19 protein-coding genes and 2 pseudogenes are annotated in these 19,600 nt (G+C 42.2%); 10 read left to right on the top strand and 11 right to left on the bottom strand.

Features of this window, described 5'->3' with window-relative positions; all coding sequences use genetic code 11:
• Nucleotides 1-52: 52 nt before the first annotated feature.
• The 4 genes and pseudogenes from N4T56_RS21605 to N4T56_RS21590 all read right to left on the bottom strand — a co-directional run bounded on the left by N4T56_RS21605 (nucleotide 53) and on the right by N4T56_RS21590 (nucleotide 2,760).
• Nucleotides 53-645, bottom strand: a pseudogene (locus N4T56_RS21605) (FMN-dependent NADH-azoreductase).
• A 135-nt stretch (nucleotides 646-780) separates the two neighbouring features.
• Nucleotides 781-1,263, bottom strand: coding sequence for a thioesterase domain-containing protein (locus N4T56_RS21600; RefSeq protein ID WP_261734648.1), 483 nt, complete (start codon nucleotides 1,261-1,263; stop codon nucleotides 781-783).
• A 22-nt stretch (nucleotides 1,264-1,285) separates the two neighbouring features.
• On the bottom strand, nucleotides 1,286-1,723 hold the full coding sequence (gene dtd, locus N4T56_RS21595; protein WP_261734647.1) for a D-aminoacyl-tRNA deacylase: 438 nt from the start codon (nucleotides 1,721-1,723) through the stop codon (nucleotides 1,286-1,288).
• Between the two features lie 32 nt (nucleotides 1,724-1,755).
• On the bottom strand, nucleotides 1,756-2,760 hold the full coding sequence (locus N4T56_RS21590) for a virulence factor BrkB family protein (protein WP_261734646.1): 1,005 nt from the start codon (nucleotides 2,758-2,760) through the stop codon (nucleotides 1,756-1,758).
• A 105-nt stretch (nucleotides 2,761-2,865) separates the two neighbouring features.
• Here N4T56_RS21590 and N4T56_RS21585 point away from each other — a divergent pair, with 105 nt between their 5' ends.
• Complete coding sequence (locus N4T56_RS21585; protein WP_261734645.1) at nucleotides 2,866-3,090, top strand: hypothetical protein; 225 nt, start codon at nucleotides 2,866-2,868, stop codon at nucleotides 3,088-3,090.
• 63 nt (nucleotides 3,091-3,153) lie between these two features.
• A complete protein-coding gene (locus N4T56_RS21580; RefSeq protein WP_261734644.1) occupies nucleotides 3,154-3,801 on the top strand; it encodes a DUF2959 domain-containing protein in 648 nt (215 codons plus the stop codon).
• A gap of 76 nt (nucleotides 3,802-3,877) precedes the next feature.
• Here the strand turns inward: N4T56_RS21580 and N4T56_RS21575 are convergent, their stop codons facing one another.
• The 5 genes from N4T56_RS21575 to glnA all read right to left on the bottom strand — a co-directional run bounded on the left by N4T56_RS21575 (nucleotide 3,878) and on the right by glnA (nucleotide 8,335).
• A complete protein-coding gene (locus N4T56_RS21575) occupies nucleotides 3,878-4,393 on the bottom strand; it encodes an Lrp/AsnC family transcriptional regulator (protein ID WP_261734643.1) in 516 nt (171 codons plus the stop codon).
• 173 nt (nucleotides 4,394-4,566) lie between these two features.
• Entirely contained in the window at nucleotides 4,567-5,103 is a 537-nt protein-coding gene (locus tag N4T56_RS22600) for a type II secretion system protein (RefSeq protein WP_315903079.1), read from the bottom strand.
• A 29-nt stretch (nucleotides 5,104-5,132) separates the two neighbouring features.
• Entirely contained in the window at nucleotides 5,133-5,738 is a 606-nt protein-coding gene (locus N4T56_RS21565; protein ID WP_261734642.1) for a GGDEF domain-containing protein, read from the bottom strand.
• 25 nt (nucleotides 5,739-5,763) lie between these two features.
• Nucleotides 5,764-6,717: a PDC sensor domain-containing protein gene (locus tag N4T56_RS21560; RefSeq protein ID WP_261734641.1), complete on the bottom strand. Its 954-nt coding sequence runs from the start codon at nucleotides 6,715-6,717 to the stop codon at nucleotides 5,764-5,766.
• Between the two features lie 208 nt (nucleotides 6,718-6,925).
• Nucleotides 6,926-8,335: a glutamate--ammonia ligase gene (gene glnA / locus N4T56_RS21555; RefSeq protein ID WP_261734640.1), complete on the bottom strand. Its 1,410-nt coding sequence runs from the start codon at nucleotides 8,333-8,335 to the stop codon at nucleotides 6,926-6,928.
• A 576-nt stretch (nucleotides 8,336-8,911) separates the two neighbouring features.
• Between glnA and typA the strand changes: the two are divergent.
• The 7 genes and pseudogenes from typA to N4T56_RS21520 all read left to right on the top strand — a co-directional run bounded on the left by typA (nucleotide 8,912) and on the right by N4T56_RS21520 (nucleotide 15,949).
• A pseudogene (typA, locus tag N4T56_RS21550) lies at nucleotides 8,912-10,724 on the top strand (translational GTPase TypA).
• Nucleotides 10,725-10,928: 204 nt separating this feature from the next.
• Complete coding sequence (gene ppnP, locus N4T56_RS21545) at nucleotides 10,929-11,240, top strand: pyrimidine/purine nucleoside phosphorylase (RefSeq protein ID WP_261734639.1); 312 nt, start codon at nucleotides 10,929-10,931, stop codon at nucleotides 11,238-11,240.
• Nucleotides 11,241-11,381: 141 nt separating this feature from the next.
• Entirely contained in the window at nucleotides 11,382-11,906 is a 525-nt protein-coding gene (locus N4T56_RS21540; protein ID WP_261734638.1) for a DUF4124 domain-containing protein, read from the top strand.
• A gap of 140 nt (nucleotides 11,907-12,046) precedes the next feature.
• Nucleotides 12,047-13,084 (top strand): nitrogen regulation protein NR(II), encoded by a 1,038-nt coding sequence (glnL, locus tag N4T56_RS21535; RefSeq protein WP_261734637.1) that lies wholly within the window; start codon nucleotides 12,047-12,049, stop codon nucleotides 13,082-13,084.
• A gap of 35 nt (nucleotides 13,085-13,119) precedes the next feature.
• On the top strand, nucleotides 13,120-14,532 hold the full coding sequence (glnG, locus tag N4T56_RS21530) for a nitrogen regulation protein NR(I) (RefSeq protein ID WP_261734636.1): 1,413 nt from the start codon (nucleotides 13,120-13,122) through the stop codon (nucleotides 14,530-14,532).
• Between the two features lie 186 nt (nucleotides 14,533-14,718).
• Nucleotides 14,719-15,705: a sensor domain-containing diguanylate cyclase gene (locus N4T56_RS21525; protein ID WP_261734635.1), complete on the top strand. Its 987-nt coding sequence runs from the start codon at nucleotides 14,719-14,721 to the stop codon at nucleotides 15,703-15,705.
• Nucleotides 15,671-15,949, top strand: a complete 279-nt coding sequence (locus N4T56_RS21520) for a diguanylate cyclase domain-containing protein (RefSeq protein ID WP_261734634.1) — start codon at nucleotides 15,671-15,673, stop codon at nucleotides 15,947-15,949. Before N4T56_RS21525 ends, N4T56_RS21520 begins: the two co-directional genes overlap by 35 nt.
• A 35-nt stretch (nucleotides 15,950-15,984) precedes the next feature.
• On the opposite strand, the gene fieF is transcribed toward N4T56_RS21520, so the two are convergent.
• Nucleotides 15,985-16,854 carry a cation efflux pump FieF gene (gene fieF / locus N4T56_RS21515; RefSeq protein WP_261734633.1) on the bottom strand — a complete coding sequence of 290 codons (870 nt, stop codon included), beginning with the start codon at nucleotides 16,852-16,854 and terminating at the stop codon, nucleotides 15,985-15,987.
• Nucleotides 16,855-17,326: 472 nt separating this feature from the next.
• On the bottom strand, nucleotides 17,327-17,833 hold the full coding sequence (locus tag N4T56_RS21510; RefSeq protein WP_261734632.1) for a Spy/CpxP family protein refolding chaperone: 507 nt from the start codon (nucleotides 17,831-17,833) through the stop codon (nucleotides 17,327-17,329).
• Between the two features lie 281 nt (nucleotides 17,834-18,114).
• On the opposite strand from N4T56_RS21510, the gene N4T56_RS21505 reads away from it, so the two are divergent.
• Nucleotides 18,115-19,551: a thioredoxin family protein gene (locus N4T56_RS21505; RefSeq protein ID WP_261734631.1), complete on the top strand. Its 1,437-nt coding sequence runs from the start codon at nucleotides 18,115-18,117 to the stop codon at nucleotides 19,549-19,551.
• Nucleotides 19,552-19,600: the final 49 nt, after the last annotated feature.

The raw sequence follows: 19,600 nt of genomic DNA, 5'->3' as shown, positions 1-19,600 counted from the left end.
AATGCCCAAACCGTTTAGGTTTGGGCATTTTACATCAGCCAACATTCAGCATTTACAGAGTAATCGCATCGATAGCCAGTTTAGCTTGGCTAATACCCGCCTCGGCTGCATCAGGTACCATGTTCAGCGCTTCAGCGTATACTGTTTCAACCTGAGTAATACCAATAAACCCCAGTACCGTGGTTAAATAAGGCACGACATGGTCGGTTGTACCGCCTTTATGTGCGCCGCCACGCGTGGTGACAATAATCGCGCGCTTACCTTCAATTAATCCCACTGGCCTGTGTCAGTATAAGTAAACGTCACACCTGCACGAGCGATAAAATCAATCCAACTTTTTAAGGTGGTCGGAATACTAAAGTTGTACATAGGCGCAGCTATCACAATGATGTCATTGGCTTTAATTTCAGCAACTAACTCGTCCGACAGTGCCACTGCAGCTTGTTGGCGCTCTGACAAATTGTCGCCACCACGTAAACCTGCAGCAATCTCGCCATCTAACATAGGCACTGGCTTGTTGCCAATATCCCGCACAGTCACTTCAACGCCTTGTTCGCTCCACTGATGATTTGCATAATCAACCAGTGATGAAGATTGTGAGTATTCGCCTAAAATGCTCGATTTTAACATTAGTACTTTTTTCATCGGTAATTCCACCTGTTTGGTAATGTTTATTCAGTGAGGTCTCTACATGATCGACCAATGGAATCAGTATATTTAACGACAAAAAAGAAAAATAGCGGAATATTTTAGCAATTATGTTCGATTTTATAGAAAGGTTTAATTTGATGGTGTTTTAGGAATAGAGACATAGTGGCCAGTAAACGCAGCACACAGTAAGTCGTTACAATACAGCCCAACATCTAACATCACTTGCGCGCGAACTCCCTCGGCTAAGCCAGAGATATCTGTGTTAGGCCAAATGACTTTAGCAACGGGCTCTGCGGTAATAGGTTTGAGGTATTTTACGCTTGCATCAGCGATGACAATGTCACCTCGTAATTTTAATCTTTGTTGCTGTAACCACAGCATCCCCCAGCCGGTTAGGGTCATTAAGGTATAAATACTGCCGGCAAACATGGTGTTATGCAGGTTAATATTAGGGGTTAATGGCGCGGTGACCTGCAGTTCGGTACCACTAAAGCTGAGCGGCTCAACCTGCATAAACTGGCTCAAAGGGATCGTGCTATGCCATGTATTTTGTAATTGAGATAACAGTTCGCTAAAACCACTACCCATTGGCATTACATTGTCTTGTGACATTACGACTCCTTATCACCTGCACTTAAACCTGTAAATTAAAGGTCACAGAGCCATCATTAATGAGCTCGACCTGCATATCAGCACCAAACAGGCCGGTTTCAGTTTCAACCCCTTGCTGGCGACAAAATGCAACAAAATCAAGATACAATTGCTTAGCTTGTTCAGGTGTTGCTGCACACGAAAAACTCGGTCTTAAGCCTTTTGCGGTATCTGCTGCCAAAGTAAATTGCGACACGACTAATAACTTACCGCCAACTTGTGACAAATTGAGGTTCATTTTGCCGTTGTCATCACTAAACACCCGGTAGCTCATTACCTTAGTAGCAAGTTTAGCTAATTTCTCGGCATTGTCTTCACGCTCAACACCTAATAGCACCAGTAAACCATGATCAATTTTACCGACTACTTCGTCATCTACCGTAACAGACGCACGCTTGACGCGTTGAATTAATGCAATCATAACAACCTAATATTATTGAATATAAAAAACCATTAAGACTTTTCTATTGATGAGTTGCTTACTACTTTGTCATGTGACTGTGATGACGCAACTACAGGATCATGCACATTCATCTTCTGCGTTTTATCTGTTGCGCTTGATGCTTCACCTTCAGTAAAAATTTCGGCTTTCATCTCTTCTGCTATCACCGCCAGTTCTTCTAAATATTCTGGCAATGCGGCAGTAATTTCTGCCCCTAACAACACAATCATCCACGATAAATACACCCACACAAATAAAATCGGGATAACCGCTAACGCGCCATATATTGCTTCATAACTAGGAAATTGCGTCACATAAAAAGCAAAACCTTTTTTACCCGCTTCAAACAATACCGCCGCAACAACCGCCCCTAGTAGCGCATGTAAAAAATGGACTTTTTTGTTTGGCACCACCATGTATAACAGCAATATAGAGGCCACAGAAAACAACAGTGGAATACGTTCAACAATCCACGGCACAATGCCCGATAATTCGCTGCCTGTAACCACCTCGAGCGACACCACATAAGACGTCGCCACTAAGCTTGCACCAATCAATACAGAGCCAAGGGTGAGCACCATCCAATACATTGAGAAAGACACTACATACGAACGTTTATCTGTAATCCGCCAAATATTATTTAACGCTTTGTCGATGGCCGATATCAACATAATGGCGACAAATACTAACGCGATAATACCGACAAACGTGCCTTTAGAAGCGTTAGCGACAAACTCGTTGATATATACTTGCACCGTATCACCAGCTGCAGGAATAAAGTTGTTATAAATAAACCCTTCAATCTTACCTCTAATGCCTTTAAACACCGGAAACGCCGATAACATCGACATGGTCACAGCAACCATGGGCACTAACGACAACAAAGTCACATAGGCTAAATGGCCTGCGCGAATATTAATTTGGTCTTCGGCGAGGCGTTGCTTAAGGTGCAGTAAGAACTGGCCAATACCAGTAAAAAACTCGACAAATGGTTTGAAATCAAACTTCTTGGGCATAATAATCCTTATTTCATAGTCCGTTAGTGGAGATAACATTTGTATTAAGCCACTAACTTCGTACAATGTTATAACATATTAGCGCTAAAAGAATGGAGCAAATTAATGTCTCAACAAGGTTCGGCGGGTAATGTCCTCGCAGCAGTAGCAAGTTTATTTTTCCCTGGCCTAGGTCAGCTTTTACAAGGGCGTATTTTAGCGGCATTGTTGTTTTTCTGTATCACTGCCACGTGCTACTTCTTTTTCGTCTTAGTGATCCCCGCCATTATTGGTGGTTTGTTCCATTTATGGAGCATTATCGACGCTGCAAGATTTAAATCAGGCAGTTAAATAATCAGATAGCTAATCTCACATAGATTGCTGTCGCCTCAAACAATAAAAAGAGACACATTGATGAAAAAATGGATATCACTGGCACTATTAAGTAGCAGTTTACTGTTGAGCGGTTGTCAAAGCGCCTATTACGGTGCCATGGAAAAAGTCGGCTATCACAAGCGCGACATTATGGTGAATCGGGTTCAAAACGCCAAAGAGTCACAAGAAGAAGCTCAAGAGCAATTCAGTTCAGCCCTAGAAGAAATGCAAGCACTGCTCGCATTTGATGGCGGCGACTTAGAAGATGCCTACAACAAAGCAAAAGACGAATACGAGTCTGCGCAAAGTGCAGCCGACGAAGTCACCAGCCGCATTGATAAAGTAGAGGATGTTGCCGACGCATTATTTAACGAATGGCAAGATGAGATCACTGAAATCAGCAAAGCCAGTTTACGTCGCAATAGCACAAATAAACTGAACGAAACCAAACGAGCTTACTCATCGCTCGTAAAAAGTATGCGTCGTGCAGAAGCTAAAATGCCGCCGATTTTAACCGCTATGAAAGATAACATGCTCTATCTAAAGCATAATCTAAATGCGCAAGCGATTGGCGCCATTAAAGGTGAGTTTGCCAGCTTACAAACTGACATTTCAAGCTTGATTAATGAAATGAATAAATCGATTGAAGAGTCGAACAAGTTTATTGAGTCAATGGAGCAAGGTTAGTCGCTTTAACTGCGGCATCATGATTAAGTGATTTAAGTATTGGCTATCTGAGCATAGCCAATACTACTTAAGCGAACTACTCTATTGGTGACGAATCCACAGGTAATACGTTATGGCTAAATATTTGTTTTAATACCACTGTGGTTTCAATATTAGATACGTATTTTAAGTTACCCAAAAACTGTTTAATAAAATGTTCGTAAGTCACAAGATCTTTAGCGACGATTTTTAATAAATAATCGTGCGCCCCCGTCACCACTGAACACTCCATTACCTCAGGCAATTGTGCCACAGTGCTTTCAAATAATGCGGTAGACGCATCAGAGTGCTCACTCAAACGCACCGACGCATAGACCACCACACTTAACCCCACTTTAGCGGGATCAACTTGGGCACCATAGCCTACAATCACTTTATCAAGTTCCAGCTTTTTTACACGGCGTAAACAAGGTGTGTCAGACATATTAACCTTGTCGGCTAATTCAGACACTGCCATGCGGCCATTACGCTGTAATATTTCTAATAGCTTTAGGTCTTTCTTATCCATGACATTGGCCGTTTTTTGCTGAGTGATTTTCAATGAAAATATCATATTTTTGAGTGAAATCCTCTACTAGTTTAACTTAGAATCAAATATTTCAAGAAAACCATCAAAAATGACATGGGAAAGTCATCTGTCCCCTAAACTCTCAATAAATATGATTGCTATAAACAAAAATGCCATGAAACAATCTTCATGGCATTCGTATTAGCTTAAGGTATTAACTAGCATTCATCTATATACACTTCGATTAGTGGCTCCTCGCCAGCGGCTAAGGGCTGTGAGTAGCGTATTTCACACTTGTTTGCGTCGTAGTCGGCGTCTGGGCGAATACGTAAGCCAGTACGACCTGAAGAGGTGTAAGTGGTTAATTCGAATTCGCCACCATCAGAGGTATCAGCAATGTTTATCATTCTAGCAATACCCGTTGCAGTTTGGCGCGGGTACCCATAAGCTAAAATAACAATCTCACCCTCAACAGTAATACTGTTTCCAGAGCCATTACCACCTCCTGCTGGCGCTGTTTCATCGCAACTGGTGCTTATCACACAGGCGGAATACACCATGGTTTTACCACTACTAATGGCTGCGGCAACACCCTGCATTGAGCTGGCATACGCATCACTTTTTAAACTAATAAATTTAGGTGCTGCAACTACGGCTAATACGCCCAAAATAATAATCACAACCACTAACTCAATTAAGGTAAAGCCGTTAGGTCTAGCCTGTGTGTGGTGAGTTATTTGAGCTAATCGAGTCATTATTAAATCTTCATCCTTAATACGTTTGGTTAACACGCATGCATCACCTGATCTTTACCCGCATTCTTAGCTTGGTACATGGCAACATCAGCAAGATGGATAAGGCTGTCAGTATCGTTATCTGTACCATCATATTGGGCAACCCCAATACAGGCACTCACGTTTAACTGGTGACCGTTAATTTGATATGACTGCTTAATTAATTCTAATACACGCTTAGCCTTACGATTAACAATATCACACTGGTTATCGTGCTGTAAAAGTAGTACAAATTCATCGCCACCATAACGGGCAAAAATATCACCAATTTCAAGACTGGACGATACGTTTTGACCAATACGGGTTAATAAGCTATCACCCACACCATGACCATAAGTATCATTAATCTGTTTAAATCCATCTAAGTCGATAAATAACAGGGAAAATGGTTGTTTGGCATCAATGCGTTGCTGAATGGTATTTCTTATCGACATACGGTTAGCCAATCCTGTCACGTGATCATGATTAGCTAAATGTAAAGCTGCCGCTTGTGCTTTGGCTAAATCCGCCGTTTTATCTTTTACTCTTTTAGTCAGATCTTTTTGACTATTAATCACTTGCAAAGACATCTGATGAAAACTGTCAAACAAGGTCACAAACTCATTTGTCTCAATGCGCTGCTTAGGTAAAAGGCTTAACTGTGTTTGCTGTTCTGCTAGGTCGCACACTTGCGTGGTGAGCGCGGCAATGGAGTCGAGTAATTAACCCCGTCATCCACCAACTGAGTAAAAGGCAGGCAACAAATGACCACACGGCTATCCACAAAATCGTGTTAATTTCAGATCCGGCTCGCACATACAACTCAACTAATGGTTGCGGGATCATCACTCCCCACCCTGTTGTTGGCACCACAGTGTATGCCGCTATCATATCTTGTTGTACTGCTGGTGAATAAAACTCCATCACACCGGTATTGCCTGCCATCATCTGTTGCACAATATTGACTTTAGCTAGGTTTTTACTGTCGGCTTGCCACTGTTTGTTTGGGTGAGCCAACACATTGCCTTTGCGGTCAACAATTGCGGCGTGACCTTCTTTGCCAAATTGAACCGCAGACTGTAATAAATCAATAAATTCTGGGTTCATTACTGCTAGCCAAACACGTTGTTGTTGGTCTTTGCGGACCATATACAAAGTAGGCGTTTCGCCACCCAGATTTTGCACATCGGTAAATGTCGCTTGAGATATTTGTGCAAGGTCAAATACGTTCACACCTTTTGTGAGTGAAACGGGCTGAAGACTTTCAGGACCAAATAACACATTAACCAACTGACCTTGAGCGTCATACTCACCGATAGACTCAACATCAATATCCTGAAGCAGTGAAACTAAATGAGGGGAAATATCTTGTTGTGCCACAGAGTCAGTTGCATGAGTAAAAATGGATAAAGCATCAACACTATATCGGTCTAATGCCTGAGATAGATTTTTAGCTAAAAGTAGATGCTTGTCTTGAACCGTGCGGTATTCATTGTCAAGTGCGTTATGGCTGCTCCATAACGCTAAAATACAAATGGGGATTAATGAAACCAAACTCATGGCAATTAACAATAGATACCGAAATGATAATTTCATTTAACTCTCATATGTCGCACTTTGAAACAAACACCTTGGTGCGGGTTGAAATAGGGCAATGTCGTGCATAACAGACAAAGGCAACACATTAGACATATTTAGTTACATTTGCAACAATTACACAACCTTCGTACAACAAAAAACCCCGATAATGGCTTATCGGGGTTGATACTTATGTCTTACTAAGCGGTCTGTATAGACCGGCTTATTATAAGCTGTAGTACATTTCGAACTCTACTGGGTGAGTTGTGCGAGATACACGCTCAGCTTCAGCCGATTTAAGTGCGATATAAGATTCGATGAAATCTTTGCTGAATACATCACCTTTTAATAGGAACTCATGGTCAGCTTGTAAGTTTTCAAGTGCGTTTTCTAGAGAAGTTGCAACTTGTGGGATCTCAGCCGCTTCTTCAGCAGGCAAGTCATACAAGTCTTTGTCCATTGCTTCGCCTGGGTGGATCTTGTTTTGAATACCGTCAAGACCAGCCATTAACAAGGCAGCAAAACCTAAGTATGGGTTTGCATGTGGATCAGGGAAACGCGTTTCAATACGACGACCTTTAGGGCTTGGTACCACAGGGATACGAATTGACGCACTACGGTTACGCGCTGAGTAAGCTAGCATAACAGGTGCTTCAAAGTGAGGCACTAAACGCTTGTAAGAGTTAGTGCTTGGGTTAGTGAATGCGTTCAATGCACGAGCGTGCTTGATAATACCACCAATGTAGTAAAGTGCAGTTTCACTTAAACCCGCGTACTTATCACCTGCAAACAAGTTAACACCGTCTTTTGCTAAAGACTGGTGAACGTGCATACCGCTACCGTTGTCGCCAACGATTGGTTTTGGCATAAATGTCGCTGTTTTACCGTATGCATGTGCCATGTTGTGCACAACATACTTAAGAATTTGGATTTCATCCGCTTTCTTAGTAAGCGTATTAAAACGTGTTGCGATTTCGTTCTGACCCGCTGTTGCCACTTCGTGGTGATGCGCTTCAACAACCTTGCCCATTTCTTCTAACACTAAGCACATTGCTGAACGCAAGTCTTGTGATGAGTCAACAGGTGCTACTGGGAAGTAACCACCTTTAACCATTGGACGGTGACCAGTGTTGCCATCTTCGTAGCTCTTGCTAGAGTTCCACGCAGCTTCTTTCGCATCAATTTTAACGAAAGTGCCTGACATGTCAGTACCAAAACGGACGTCATCAAAGATGAAGAATTCTGGTTCTGGATCAATTAATACTGTGTCAGCAATGCCTGTAGACTTTAAGTATTCTTCTGCTTTTTTAGCGATTGAACGTGGGTCACGGTCATAACCTGTCATTGTGCCAGGTTCTAAAATATCACAACGAATAAGTGCTGTGGTTTCTTCGGTGAAAGGGTCTAATATGAAAGTTGTAGGATCAGGCATTAGCACCATGTCTGATTCATTAATGCCTTTCCAGCCTGTAATTGAAGAACCATCAAACATTTTGCCGTCTTCAAAAAAATCTTCATCTACTTGGTGAGATGGGATAGAAACGTGCTGCTCTTTACCTTTAGTATCGGTAAAGCGTAAGTCAACAAACTTAACTTCTAACTCTTCAAGTTGCTTTAAAACTGATTCAACTGACATTCTCAAGCCTCCGGTAGGGTAAAGGGTTATCCCTTAAAATAATTGGGTTATTCGCCAGACAATTTATCTGGAGAACGAATTAGCATTTATCCGATTGTCTGCAATATAGCGATAATCATGCCAATTAGCTAACCTTTTGATTTTGCTAGTTTTGAAAATAATGTAGTCTGCACAAAATCTCATTTTGCACCAGTGCAGTGCACCACTATGTTTCAATGCGGTGCAAAAGTCCATTATGGTGCGCCAGCAAATTAAGAAAGTTTTTGTTAGTGTCACATTTCTGCATGACAAGCTTGTTACGCTAAAAAGCGGTAGGGCAATAAAAATGAATATTACCACTTAATATAGAAAGCATTTATCAGCTGCAAAAAGTGAAAAAAAGCACAATACATTCTATTTAAATAAACGTTTTCAGGTGTTTTTTGGCCACAAGAGCACGAAAAATGCTATTTGTTCAAAAATAATCCTATCTACAAAAGCCGCTCTGAAGTAGAATGGCACGCTTTTTTATGACGTCTATAATTACACAGTCGTTATAAAGCCCCCTTTTTTTATTGATGGTTTAGAGGTTTATCCGTGCTAGAGAATTTACGTAACATCGCCATTATTGCCCACGTTGACCATGGTAAAACAACCTTGGTAGACAAATTGTTGGCGCAGTCAGGAACCCTTGCATCTCGTGGAGAAGCTACTGAGCGGGTTATGGATTCTAACGATCTTGAAAAAGAGCGTGGGATCACCATTCTGGCAAAGAACACTGCCATCAAGTGGAATGACTACCGTATTAACATCGTAGACACCCCTGGTCACGCCGATTTCGGTGGTGAAGTAGAGCGTGTTCTATCTATGGTAGATTCAGTTTTACTATTGGTTGACGCAGTTGATGGCTACAATGCCACAAACTCGCTTCGTAACCAAAAAAGCATTTGCTCAAGGCCTAAAGCCTATTGTTGTAATCAACAAAATTGACCGTCCAGGCGCACGTCCTGATTGGGTTATTGACCAAGTATTCGACCTATTCGATAACTTAGGTGCAACTGACGAACAGTTAGATTTCCCTATCGTTTACGCGTCTGCATTAAATGGTTTCGCCACTTTAGACCCAGAAGAAACTAGCGAAGACATGACACCACTATTCCAAACCATCGTAGAGAAAGTTTCTTTCCCTGACGCTGACGCGGACGGTGCATTCCAAATGCAAATTTCACAGTTAGATTATAACTCTTATGTGGGTGTAATCGGTGTAGGCCGTATTAAGCGTGGTAGCGTTAAAACTGGCCAACAAGTGACTATAATCAGTGCTGACGGTAAAAAGCGTAACGGTAAAATGGGTCAAGTATTAGGTTACATGGGTCTAGAACGTACTGAAGTTGAAGTCGCTAATGCAGGTGACATCGTTGCGATTACTGGTCTTGGTGAACTTAAGATTTCTGACACCGTTTGTGCTGTTAATGAAGTTGAAGCTTTACCACCATTGTCTGTTGATGAACCAACATTGACCATGACTTTCCAAGTAAACACGTCGCCATTTGCTGGTAAAGAAGGTAAATACGTTACTTCACGTAACATCCTTGAGCGTTTACAAACTGAATTAGTTCATAACGTTGCATTACGTGTTGAAGAAACTGACAGCCCTGACCGTTTCCGCGTATCTGGTCGTGGTGAATTACACTTATCAATCTTAATTGAAAACATGCGTCGTGAAGGCTACGAGTTAGCGGTATCACGTCCAGAAGTTATTCTTAAGACTATCGATGATGAGCTATGTGAACCATTTGAAACAGTAACGGTTGACGTTGAAGAAGAACATCAAGGTACTGTGATCGAAAGATTAGGCACTCGTAAAGCAGAAATGAAAGACATGCAGCTTGATGGTAAAGGCCGTGTACGTATCGACTTTATCATCCCAAGCCGTGGTTTAATCGGTTTCCAAACTGAGTTCTTAACAGCAACTTCAGGTACTGGTTTGATTTACCACTCATTTGATCACTACGGTCCACATAAAGGCGGTGACATCGGTCAACGTGCTAACGGCGTATTGATTTCAAACGCGACAGGTAAAGCATTAACATTCGCATTATTTGGTTTGCAGGACCGTGGTCGCCTGTTTATTGGCCATGCGGCCGAAGTCTATGAAGGTCAAGTCGTTGGTATTCACGCTCGCTCAAACGATTTGACAGTTAACTGTCTTAAAGGCAAGCAGCTAACCAACATGCGTGCATCTGGTACAGATGAAGCGCAAGTACTGACTCCGCCAATCAACATGTCTCTTGAGCAAGCGCTTGAGTTCATCGATGATGACGAATTAGTAGAAGTAACGCCAAAGAACATTCGTGTTCGTAAGAGATTCTTAACTGAAAACGACCGTAAGCGCGCAAGCCGCGGTTAATTCTTTCAGTTAAACTGCACAAGCAGTTGGATCAAATTAAGCCCAGACAATGTCTGGGTTTTTTTGTGCTTTTTTCGCTAAAACTGGGCGCGTTAATAAGCCTGCTTGTAACAACATGAAAACATTTTACTAGGTGGTTCGATTAAAGGTCTGTAATACTCATCCACAATAGTTAATTGGTATTACATTAATTTAGGAGCAGATATGAGCATATTGCAACAGGTAAGCGTGGCCAAACAAGCCAACGTCTATTTTAATGGTAAAGTCACCAGCAGGAGCGTCTTCTTTGCCGATGGCACAAGACAAACACTCGGTGTAGTGTTACCTGGAGAATATGAATTTTCCACCGCTGAAGGCGAGATAATGCAAGTGACCTCTGGCGAATTTGAAGTGCTTTTGCCTGGTGAAACTGAATGGAAAACATTTAGCGCTGGCAGTCAATTTGAGCTTGCACCAAATGTGAGCTTTAGCCTTCGTAACACCATTATCTCAGAATACTGCTGTCACTACATCTAAGTGTAAAATAACAGCGTCCACAAGGCGCAAGCGGCTTCATCATGATAATTGACGCTAATCAGCTTCATCACAACAGATTAAGCTGATTTTTTAACTAAAACCGTCTACTCTATGAAAATATTGGTTTTTAAGGAGTGTGTCATGCGTCTTATATTACTCATAAGCTTGTTAATAATAAGCTGTAATAGCCTCGCAACTGTGTACCGTTGGGTCGATGAAAATGGCAAAGTACATTATTCAGATGAGCCAAAAGCCAATGCTGAAGCCATTGAATTAAATGAAAATACACAGAATGAAATCAGTATAAAAACACCACCCAAAGCCCATGTAACGATTAAAGAAGATAAAGCGCCAGTCAGATATACCATTATAATAACCTCTCCCAAAGAAGAAGCCACCATCCGCGATAATAACGGTGATTTAACCGTTAATGTCAGTGTTTCCCCGCAATTACCTCGCGGCTCCATGCTCACGTTATTAGTAGACGGAGTACTTACCGAAGGTCCACAAACCTCAGCAATCTTTACCTTGTCAGGTATTTTTAGGGGCGAGCACACTATTGTCGTTAACGCTGTGGCACAAAACGGCAAAGTCCTTGCATCTAGCTCTCCAAGAAAGATTTTTCTTCACCAAGCATCAGTACTAGGATCAAGCGAGAAAGTCTAATTAGAAATTTAAAACCCATATATTCAATGATTTAAAAATAAATTTCTCATTTTTCGTCGTTATTGCTGTTTGTGTGAAACGGGTTGCAGCGCGCACCAACTTGGTGCACCATGTTAGTGCAACCCTTACTAGGACGGCTAATGGACACAAATAACCTTCTCAATCATTTAGTCACAGCGGTGCTGGTAATCGATACCGAGCTCAAGCCAAGCTATGCCAATGCCGCGGCTGCACAATTACTTGGCATTGGTAATAGCAAATTGCTAGAGCAGCCCCTGCCAGACCTATACCAATTAATGGGAGTAGAGCCACAATTACTCAGAGATGCTATTCGTGCAGGCCAAGGGTTAACGGTTAACACAGCTGCATTAATTACCCTTGATGGCCAACATCATACAATCGACATAACCTTAATGCCCCTTGAGAGCGAAACCAACTCAAGTATTTTAGAATTACGCCAAGTTGACCAGCAACGGCGTATTCATCAGCAACTTAACATGGATGCTCAGCAACAGGCTGCACAGTTTTTGGTGCGTAATTTAGCCCACGAAATTAAAAATCCATTAGGTGGATTACGAGGCGCGGCGCAATTACTGTCACGAGAATTAACCTCTCCAGATTTAAAAGAGTTTACCAGCTTGATCATTGAACAAGCTGATAGGCTGCGTAATTTGGTTGATAGACTTCTAGAGTCACAGCGTCCAACCCAACATACTGAGCACAATATCCATCAAGTGGTGCAAAAAGTATTAAAGCTGGTTGAAATGGCATTGCCGAGTAATATCGAGTTAAAGCGTGATTACGATCCATCAATACCTGATACCCAAATGGATCCCGATCAAATGCAGCAAGCTGTACTCAATATTGTCCAAAATGCTATCCAAGCATTAGAGCCTGCTGGCGGGGATATTTTGATTAGAACCCGCACACAACATCAAGTCACCATTGGCACCCAACGCTATAAATTGGTACTCGCGTTGTCGATTATCGATAACGGTCCAGGGATCCCTTCTGAGCTGGTTGATACTTTGTTTTACCCTATGGTGACAGGCCGCGACGAAGGCTCAGGTCTAGGGTTATCGATTGCACATAACATTGCCCGCCTCCACGGTGGCAGAATTGATTGCGTATCTGCACCTGGACACACCGAATTTATTATCACCCTGCCATTACAATAATTAGCATGCCTTTGTCGGCAGAAAGAGGTTTTAACATGAACATAAGTGAACAAGTTTGGATCCTCGATGATGACAGCTCGATCCGATGGGTATTAGAAAAAGCACTTCAAGGTGCCTCATTATCTACTGCTAGTTTTGCCGCCGCCGAATCATTGTGGCAAGCACTAGAATCGTCACAGCCACAGGTAATTGTGTCAGATATTCGTATGCCTGGTACTGATGGTTTAACCTTACTGGATCGCTTACAACTGCATTACCCGCATATCCCAGTGATTATCATGACAGCGCATTCAGATTTAGACAGCGCAGTAAGCGCCTATCAAGCTGGCGCATTTGAATACTTACCTAAGCCTTTTGATATCGATGAAGCAATTAGTCTTGTTGAGCGAGCCTTGACTCACGCAACCGAACAAACACCGCCACCGGTCAGCGATGCAGAAGTAAAAACACCTGAAATCATCGGTGAAGCACCTGCAATGCAAGAAGTCTTTAGAGCCATCGGCCGCCTGTCTCGTTCATCAATCAGTGTATTGATTAACGGTCAATCAGGTACCGGTAAAGAACTGGTTGCGGGTGCGCTGCATAAACACAGCCCACGCAAAGACAAATCATTTATCGCATTAAACATGGCGGCCATTCCGAAAGACTTAATTGAATCAGAACTATTTGGACATGAAAAAGGCGCCTTTACTGGTGCAGCTAATGTGCGCCAGGGTCGTTTTGAGCAAGCCAATGGTGGTACCTTATTTTTAGATGAAATTGGCGACATGCCGCTGGACGTACAAACTCGATTGTTACGAGTATTAGCAGATGGCCAATTTTACCGCGTCGGTGGTCATCAAGCGGTGCAAGTGGATGTGCGGATTATTGCTGCAACCCACCAAAACCTAGAAGTGTTAGTGCAAAAAGGCACTTTCCGTGAAGATTTATTCCATCGCCTAAACGTGATTCGAGTGCACTTACCGCCTTTATCACAACGCCGTGAAGACATCGCTCAATTAGCTAGCCACTTCTTAACCACAGCGGCCAAAGAAATTGGAGTAGAACCAAAAGTCCTCACCAAAGAAACGGCCGTGAAGCTAGCAAACCTGCCTTGGCCAGGTAACGTACGTCAATTAGAAAACACCTGTCGCTGGTTAACCGTGATGGCATCTGGTCAAGAAATTTTGCCGCAAGATTTACCTCCCGAGTTATTAAAAGATCCAGTGGCAAGTCAGCAAAAACAAGCTGGCGCAAGTGATTGGCAAACCGCACTGACCGACTGGATAGATGAAAAACTAGCCGCGGGCGAAAGTGATTTATTAACCGAAGTACAACCAGAATTTGAACGAATTTTACTGGAAACTGCACTGCGTCATACTCAAGGACATAAACAAGAAGCAGCAAAACGTTTGGGATGGGGCCGTAATACCTTAACCCGTAAACTCAAAGAATTGGCGATGGATTAACAATAATTCCAGCATGTAACTCTTTTAAATCAATGCATTGCAAATTTAAGTCAATATTTTGTGAGCATGTACACATTTGAATAATGCAATAAAACATTTCCAATATGAGTACATGCAAAATTGATTATCAATGCTAGAATAAAAAATCGATAAAAAATTGCATTAACGCTTAGCGAAGGACTGATTTTGGAATTTGATACTCATTATGGTGTGGTCATTCACCAAGACTTTATTCCTCTCTATGCAGATGATAACTACGCTAAAATTTTCGGTTACACTAGCGCACAAGACATTCTCGGTTTAAAAAGTATCTTAGAGTTAATTGACCCAGAAGCTCAAGATATTGCCGCGCATACTTATTATGCGCTAATGAGCGGAATCGAAAAACCGCAAGTTCGTAGTTATATCAATCGCAATCGTCTTGGTCAGTTAATGAATGTGCTTTCTATTGAGCACATTGTTGAGTGGCAAGGCCGACCGGCATTACAAATTACCATTGTTGATTTAACTGAGAATATTACCCTCAACAAAAACCTTCAACAAAGCGAGTTTCGCTACCGTCAGCTAGTGAATAGCTCATTGCAAGGTGTGTTGATACATCGCAAATTTAGTCCACTCTTTTGTAACCAAGCTTTTGCAAGCTTACTCGGTTATCCCAATAGCCAAAGCATACTGGCACTTCCTTCTATACTCGATGTGATTGCTCCTGATTACCGCACCCATCGACAAGAGGCATACACTGCTTTATTTGACCAAAAAATCAAACCCCATCCGGTTGAGATAAAATGCGTTCATTTGAGTGGTAAAACCGTATGGGTAAAATTATTAGAAAGCATTATCGATTGGGAAGGACAGCCCGCAGTTCAAGTTACAGTCATTGATATTACAGAGTCATACCTGCTTAAGCAAAATTTTGAACAGCAAATTCATCTTGATTATTTAACTCAAATCTTCCATCGACGAGGAATGTTGTATTATGCTCAAGCAAAATACAACGAGAAAGCAGTGCAAACACAGCAGCTATATTGTGTGTTGATGGGATTAGATGAACTCAAACAAATTAACCACTTATACGGTCATGTTATGGGTGATAAGGCATTGATCAATTTTGCACAGCATTGTCAAAGTAAACTCACCGATGATGATTTACTGGAGCCGTTGGAGTGGCGATGAATTTATTGCCCTAATAAAAGCGGGCAGTAGCAACATTGCACGTAGCATTGCCGAAAGCATCCGCCATAGCATTGAAGACAGCGAACTGGTTGACCCACAAAGCGGTAAACATATTCGCTTTAGTGCCAGTGTTGGTATATCAAAATGGCAAAATGACGACACCATTGAAAACCTAATTTTACGGGCAGACTCTGCCCTCGAATTAGCCAGAGCACAAACTACCAATCAACTGGTGATGGTTTAACCCTCAACTCACTGGGCTTCAACATAGTGAGACGACTACACTGGGTCCTGGTGAATAATCACTTCAGCATCATCAAAAGCCGCTTTAATGACTAAGCCAGCCTTGTCAGCAATGTCGTGTGCCTCTTCAAGAGACAACTCACCAGGCAGTTCCATATGCAATTGAATAAATGTGGTTTTACCCGCCTGACGCGTGCGTAAATCATGGATACCTTTAACTCTATGATCTTGTTTAGCCAATGTCTTGATTTGCTCGCGAGTGTCATCATCTAACTCTCGGTCAAGTAAACTTTGTACTGACCGATAAGCTAAATCAACCGCTTGATGACCAATAAACAGTGCAATTAACACCGCAAACAACCCATCTGCCCACCACCAACCATACATGGCTAACACCAGGGCTAATAATACTGCACCATTAAGTAGCAAGTCAGATTTATAATGTAATGAGTCTGCCTCAACCACGGTGCTGTTGGTGTTTTCTAATGCACGTTGTTGCACAAGCACGAGTGCCAATGTCATCACTATGGCAATAATAGACACCACAATACCCACGCCAGTATTCACAATAGGTACAGGGTTGATCAGCTTTTCACCACCATAAAGTAGCAACAGTGAGGCTGAACCTAAAATAAATGCAGCTTGCGCCAACGAGGCTAACGGTTCAGCTTTGCCATGACCATAACGATGATCTTTATCTGCTGGGACAATGGCATAACGAATGGCAATAAAGTTAACAATGGAAGCTAAAGCATCAGCAAATGAGTCGGTTAACGACCCCAACATACTGGCTGAGCCGGAATACAGCCAAGCTAATAATTTGATCACAATAAGGCATAATGCGGTTGCTACCGATGCGCGACTCGCGAGCTTGACCCAAAAGTCATAATCAGAAGATGTGGACATAAGAACGTTATCGACTCTATTAGCTGAATTTACCGACCATTACTATAGCAAGTTAGCTAGCACATTAGGACAAAGTTTACTTACTTCAACTCTACCTTTAATCAAAATGTGACCATTAGCAAACTTGAATAAACAAAAAAGCCGCTACACAAGGTAACGGCTTTGATTAAATAGCTTTAACATGGCTAGGGTCTGTTGATCTTTCAAGGTTATTTTTGCAGCGAATTGTTGGACATTTTTACAAGGCAGAGACTTTGAGGTGTAGTTATTCTACATAAAAAGTCGATAACGCAGTAAAAATGGCCAACAAACGCTGCCCGAAGGGTTCGGCTAAAAACGTTTTACTCTTTGTTGAATGATTCTTCGCAAATAAAGAGTTGCTTAGATTGCTAGGCATCAATCCATTCGCCTCGATTAAAACGTTTTTAACTCGAACAAAATTCAAACAGCAAAGATCAACAGACCCTAGAGATTAACGACGAGATTTATGACCCTTGCCTTTACCTTTAGCAAACTCTTCTTGGAAAACTTGCTGCTGTTCAGGCGTTAGAACTTGGTAAATTTCGTTTTGCATTTTTAGCTGCGACAACATACCTTGCAATCTCTTTTGGTGTTGCGCTTCAGCCATTTCAGTTGCTTTGGCTTCGTCAAATGAGGCACTGGTCACTAGAGCCAACATCTCAGCACGGTGAGCTTCACGTTGCTCTTTCGTTGGGCGCTCAGGGCGATCGGCTTTGTACTTTTCAGCAATCACTTTCACTTGCTCTTTTTGGGCGTCAGTTAGGTCTAATTTGCGCAACATTTTATGCATGTTATGCATGCCGCCTCTAGAGCCTTGCTGTCTGTCGCCATTTCTGTCCATTTGTTCAGTTTTTGCTGTGGTGTCGGTGTCGTCAACTGCGTATAACTGACCGGCTAATAATGCTGAGCTCGCCACTAAGGCAACTAAACTTGTTTTAAAGATTGAAGATGTTTTCATTGTTAAGTTCCTCGGTATAAATGAGTCTTGTGTTTGGCTTCTGCCTTTGCAGATTTGATACTCAGTTTAACCAATGCAATGTCAAGTAGGGTGACTTATGAGTAAAACTATGTAAATCCACACGCCATACCATGAAGCATAAAAAAATGCATGACAAAGTTAGCATTTTCACAGATAAAAATGATGGTAATGCGAGCTGGTTAACGTAATCGGGACTTACTCCTTACACTAACCATAAATAGGCATAAAATCAGATTACTAGCGTTTTAATGGAATTGATTATGAACCGATTGATTGGCCAATTGCTGTTACTTCTAAGTGTATTAATACTCACCCCAAGTGCGATAGCTAACACCTCCCCGTCGGCAGACAACTCATTATGGTATAGCCAACAGCAAGGTGCACAGCCAGCAGTAAAGCTACATTTTTTTTGGTCTAAAACCTGCCCTCATTGCCGCGAAGCCCATCCCTTTATCGATGCATTAGGCGAGCGCTTTGAATGGATTGATTTGCACGATTATGCAATAAGTGAACCCGGCAATGTTGATAAACTGATGCAAATGGTGCAACACACTGGGGTAGAACCCAAGTCTGTGCCTTACTTTGCCATTTGTGGCGAGGCAGTGGTTGGCTATAATAGCCATGATGTCACCGGACGTTATATTTTAGAGCGACTCATTGATTGCTACCAGCGCCAGGGTGGTCAAGCCGATATTGGTAATACACTCGATGACTTCCTTGTGACGGCACCAAGCAACGATGCCCCTTTATTTGAAACCTGTGCCGACACTAGTGACGACCCATCAGCAGAAGGCAGCTGCGGCATGTCATTTGACAGCGCTAGCCAAATCGAACAAAAACCACAAGTACAGCCTGTTGATATTCCATTAATTGGTGCGGTTCATCCTGAGCAAATGTCATTACCTGTACTTACCTTAGTTTTGGCCGGTGTTGATGCCTTTAATCCCTGCGCCTTTTTTGTGTTGCTGTTTTTACTCAGCATTATGGTTAATGCGGGTAGCCGTAAACGCATGCTGTTAGTGGGTGGCATTTTTGTGTTCTTCTCGGGGTTTATCTATTTCATCTTTATGAGTGCATGGCTCAACTTATTCCAGCTGTTAGGTGGTGGCGATGGCGGCATCATTATTACCTGCGCTGGGGTGCTGGCATTGGTCGCTGCGGTGGTCAATATTAAAGACTACTTCTATGGACGAGGTGATGTGAGTTTATCGATGTCGGTTGAAAATCGCGGCTCGTTGATTAAACGCATGGGCAAATTATCTAAAGCCAGCTCATTGCCGACCATGATTTTAGGCTCAACAATTTTGGCCATTTTAGCCAATGCCTACGAGCTACTGTGTACCGCTGGATTTCCAATGATTTACACCTCAGTGTTGTCATTGTCAGACGTTGATACCATGCAACGCTATATGTATTTGATAGCCTACAATATCGTGTATGTCATTCCTTTAGCGGCCATTGTTATTGTGTTCTCGATGACATTAGGTAAACGCAAACTCACTGAAAAAGAAGGCGAAGTACTTAAGCTTATGTCTGGCATTATGATGCTTGGCTTAGGAGGCATGTTAGTTCTTAACCCTGCAGCATTACAAAATGCCGTGTTCTCAGTAGGCTTGATATTAGGGGCAATTGTATTGACATTTATCGTAGTCAAAGTCACTCGTTACATTAAAAAGCAACCTGACGCTAAAATGTAAAACTATGCAATGTTAATATAATTTGCTTCGAGTATGAGATAATCTTTAA

The sequence above is a fragment of the Shewanella phaeophyticola genome (genome assembly GCF_025398315.1).
Lineage (GTDB): Bacteria > Pseudomonadota > Gammaproteobacteria > Enterobacterales > Shewanellaceae > Shewanella > Shewanella phaeophyticola.
Note: the sequence above shows the minus strand (reverse complement) of the source record. Positions and strands in the feature narration are given on the sequence as shown.

Bases quoted from the DNA above. Each gene is read 5' to 3' on its own strand.
- N4T56_RS21600 (WP_261734648.1), bottom strand. From the start codon at position 1,263: ATGTCACAAGACAATGTAATGCCAATGGGTAGTGGTTTTAGCGAACTG.
- dtd (WP_261734647.1), bottom strand. From the start codon at position 1,723: ATGATTGCATTAATTCAACGCGTCAAGCGTGCGTCTGTTACGGTAGAT.
- N4T56_RS21590 (WP_261734646.1), bottom strand. From the start codon at position 2,760: ATGCCCAAGAAGTTTGATTTCAAACCATTTGTCGAGTTTTTTACTGGT.
- N4T56_RS21585 (WP_261734645.1), top strand. From the start codon at position 2,866: ATGTCTCAACAAGGTTCGGCGGGTAATGTCCTCGCAGCAGTAGCAAGT.
- N4T56_RS21580 (WP_261734644.1), top strand. From the start codon at position 3,154: ATGAAAAAATGGATATCACTGGCACTATTAAGTAGCAGTTTACTGTTG.
- N4T56_RS21575 (WP_261734643.1), bottom strand. From the start codon at position 4,393: ATGATATTTTCATTGAAAATCACTCAGCAAAAAACGGCCAATGTCATG.
- N4T56_RS22600 (WP_315903079.1), bottom strand. From the start codon at position 5,103: ATGACTCGATTAGCTCAAATAACTCACCACACACAGGCTAGACCTAAC.
- N4T56_RS21560 (WP_261734641.1), bottom strand. From the start codon at position 6,717: ATGAAATTATCATTTCGGTATCTATTGTTAATTGCCATGAGTTTGGTT.
- glnA (WP_261734640.1), bottom strand. From the start codon at position 8,335: ATGTCAGTTGAATCAGTTTTAAAGCAACTTGAAGAGTTAGAAGTTAAG.
- ppnP (WP_261734639.1), top strand. From the start codon at position 10,929: ATGAGCATATTGCAACAGGTAAGCGTGGCCAAACAAGCCAACGTCTAT.
- N4T56_RS21540 (WP_261734638.1), top strand. From the start codon at position 11,382: ATGCGTCTTATATTACTCATAAGCTTGTTAATAATAAGCTGTAATAGC.
- glnL (WP_261734637.1), top strand. From the start codon at position 12,047: ATGGACACAAATAACCTTCTCAATCATTTAGTCACAGCGGTGCTGGTA.
- glnG (WP_261734636.1), top strand. From the start codon at position 13,120: ATGAACATAAGTGAACAAGTTTGGATCCTCGATGATGACAGCTCGATC.
- N4T56_RS21520 (WP_261734634.1), top strand. From the start codon at position 15,671: ATGATGATTTACTGGAGCCGTTGGAGTGGCGATGAATTTATTGCCCTA.
- fieF (WP_261734633.1), bottom strand. From the start codon at position 16,854: ATGTCCACATCTTCTGATTATGACTTTTGGGTCAAGCTCGCGAGTCGC.
- N4T56_RS21510 (WP_261734632.1), bottom strand. From the start codon at position 17,833: ATGAAAACATCTTCAATCTTTAAAACAAGTTTAGTTGCCTTAGTGGCG.
- N4T56_RS21505 (WP_261734631.1), top strand. From the start codon at position 18,115: ATGAACCGATTGATTGGCCAATTGCTGTTACTTCTAAGTGTATTAATA.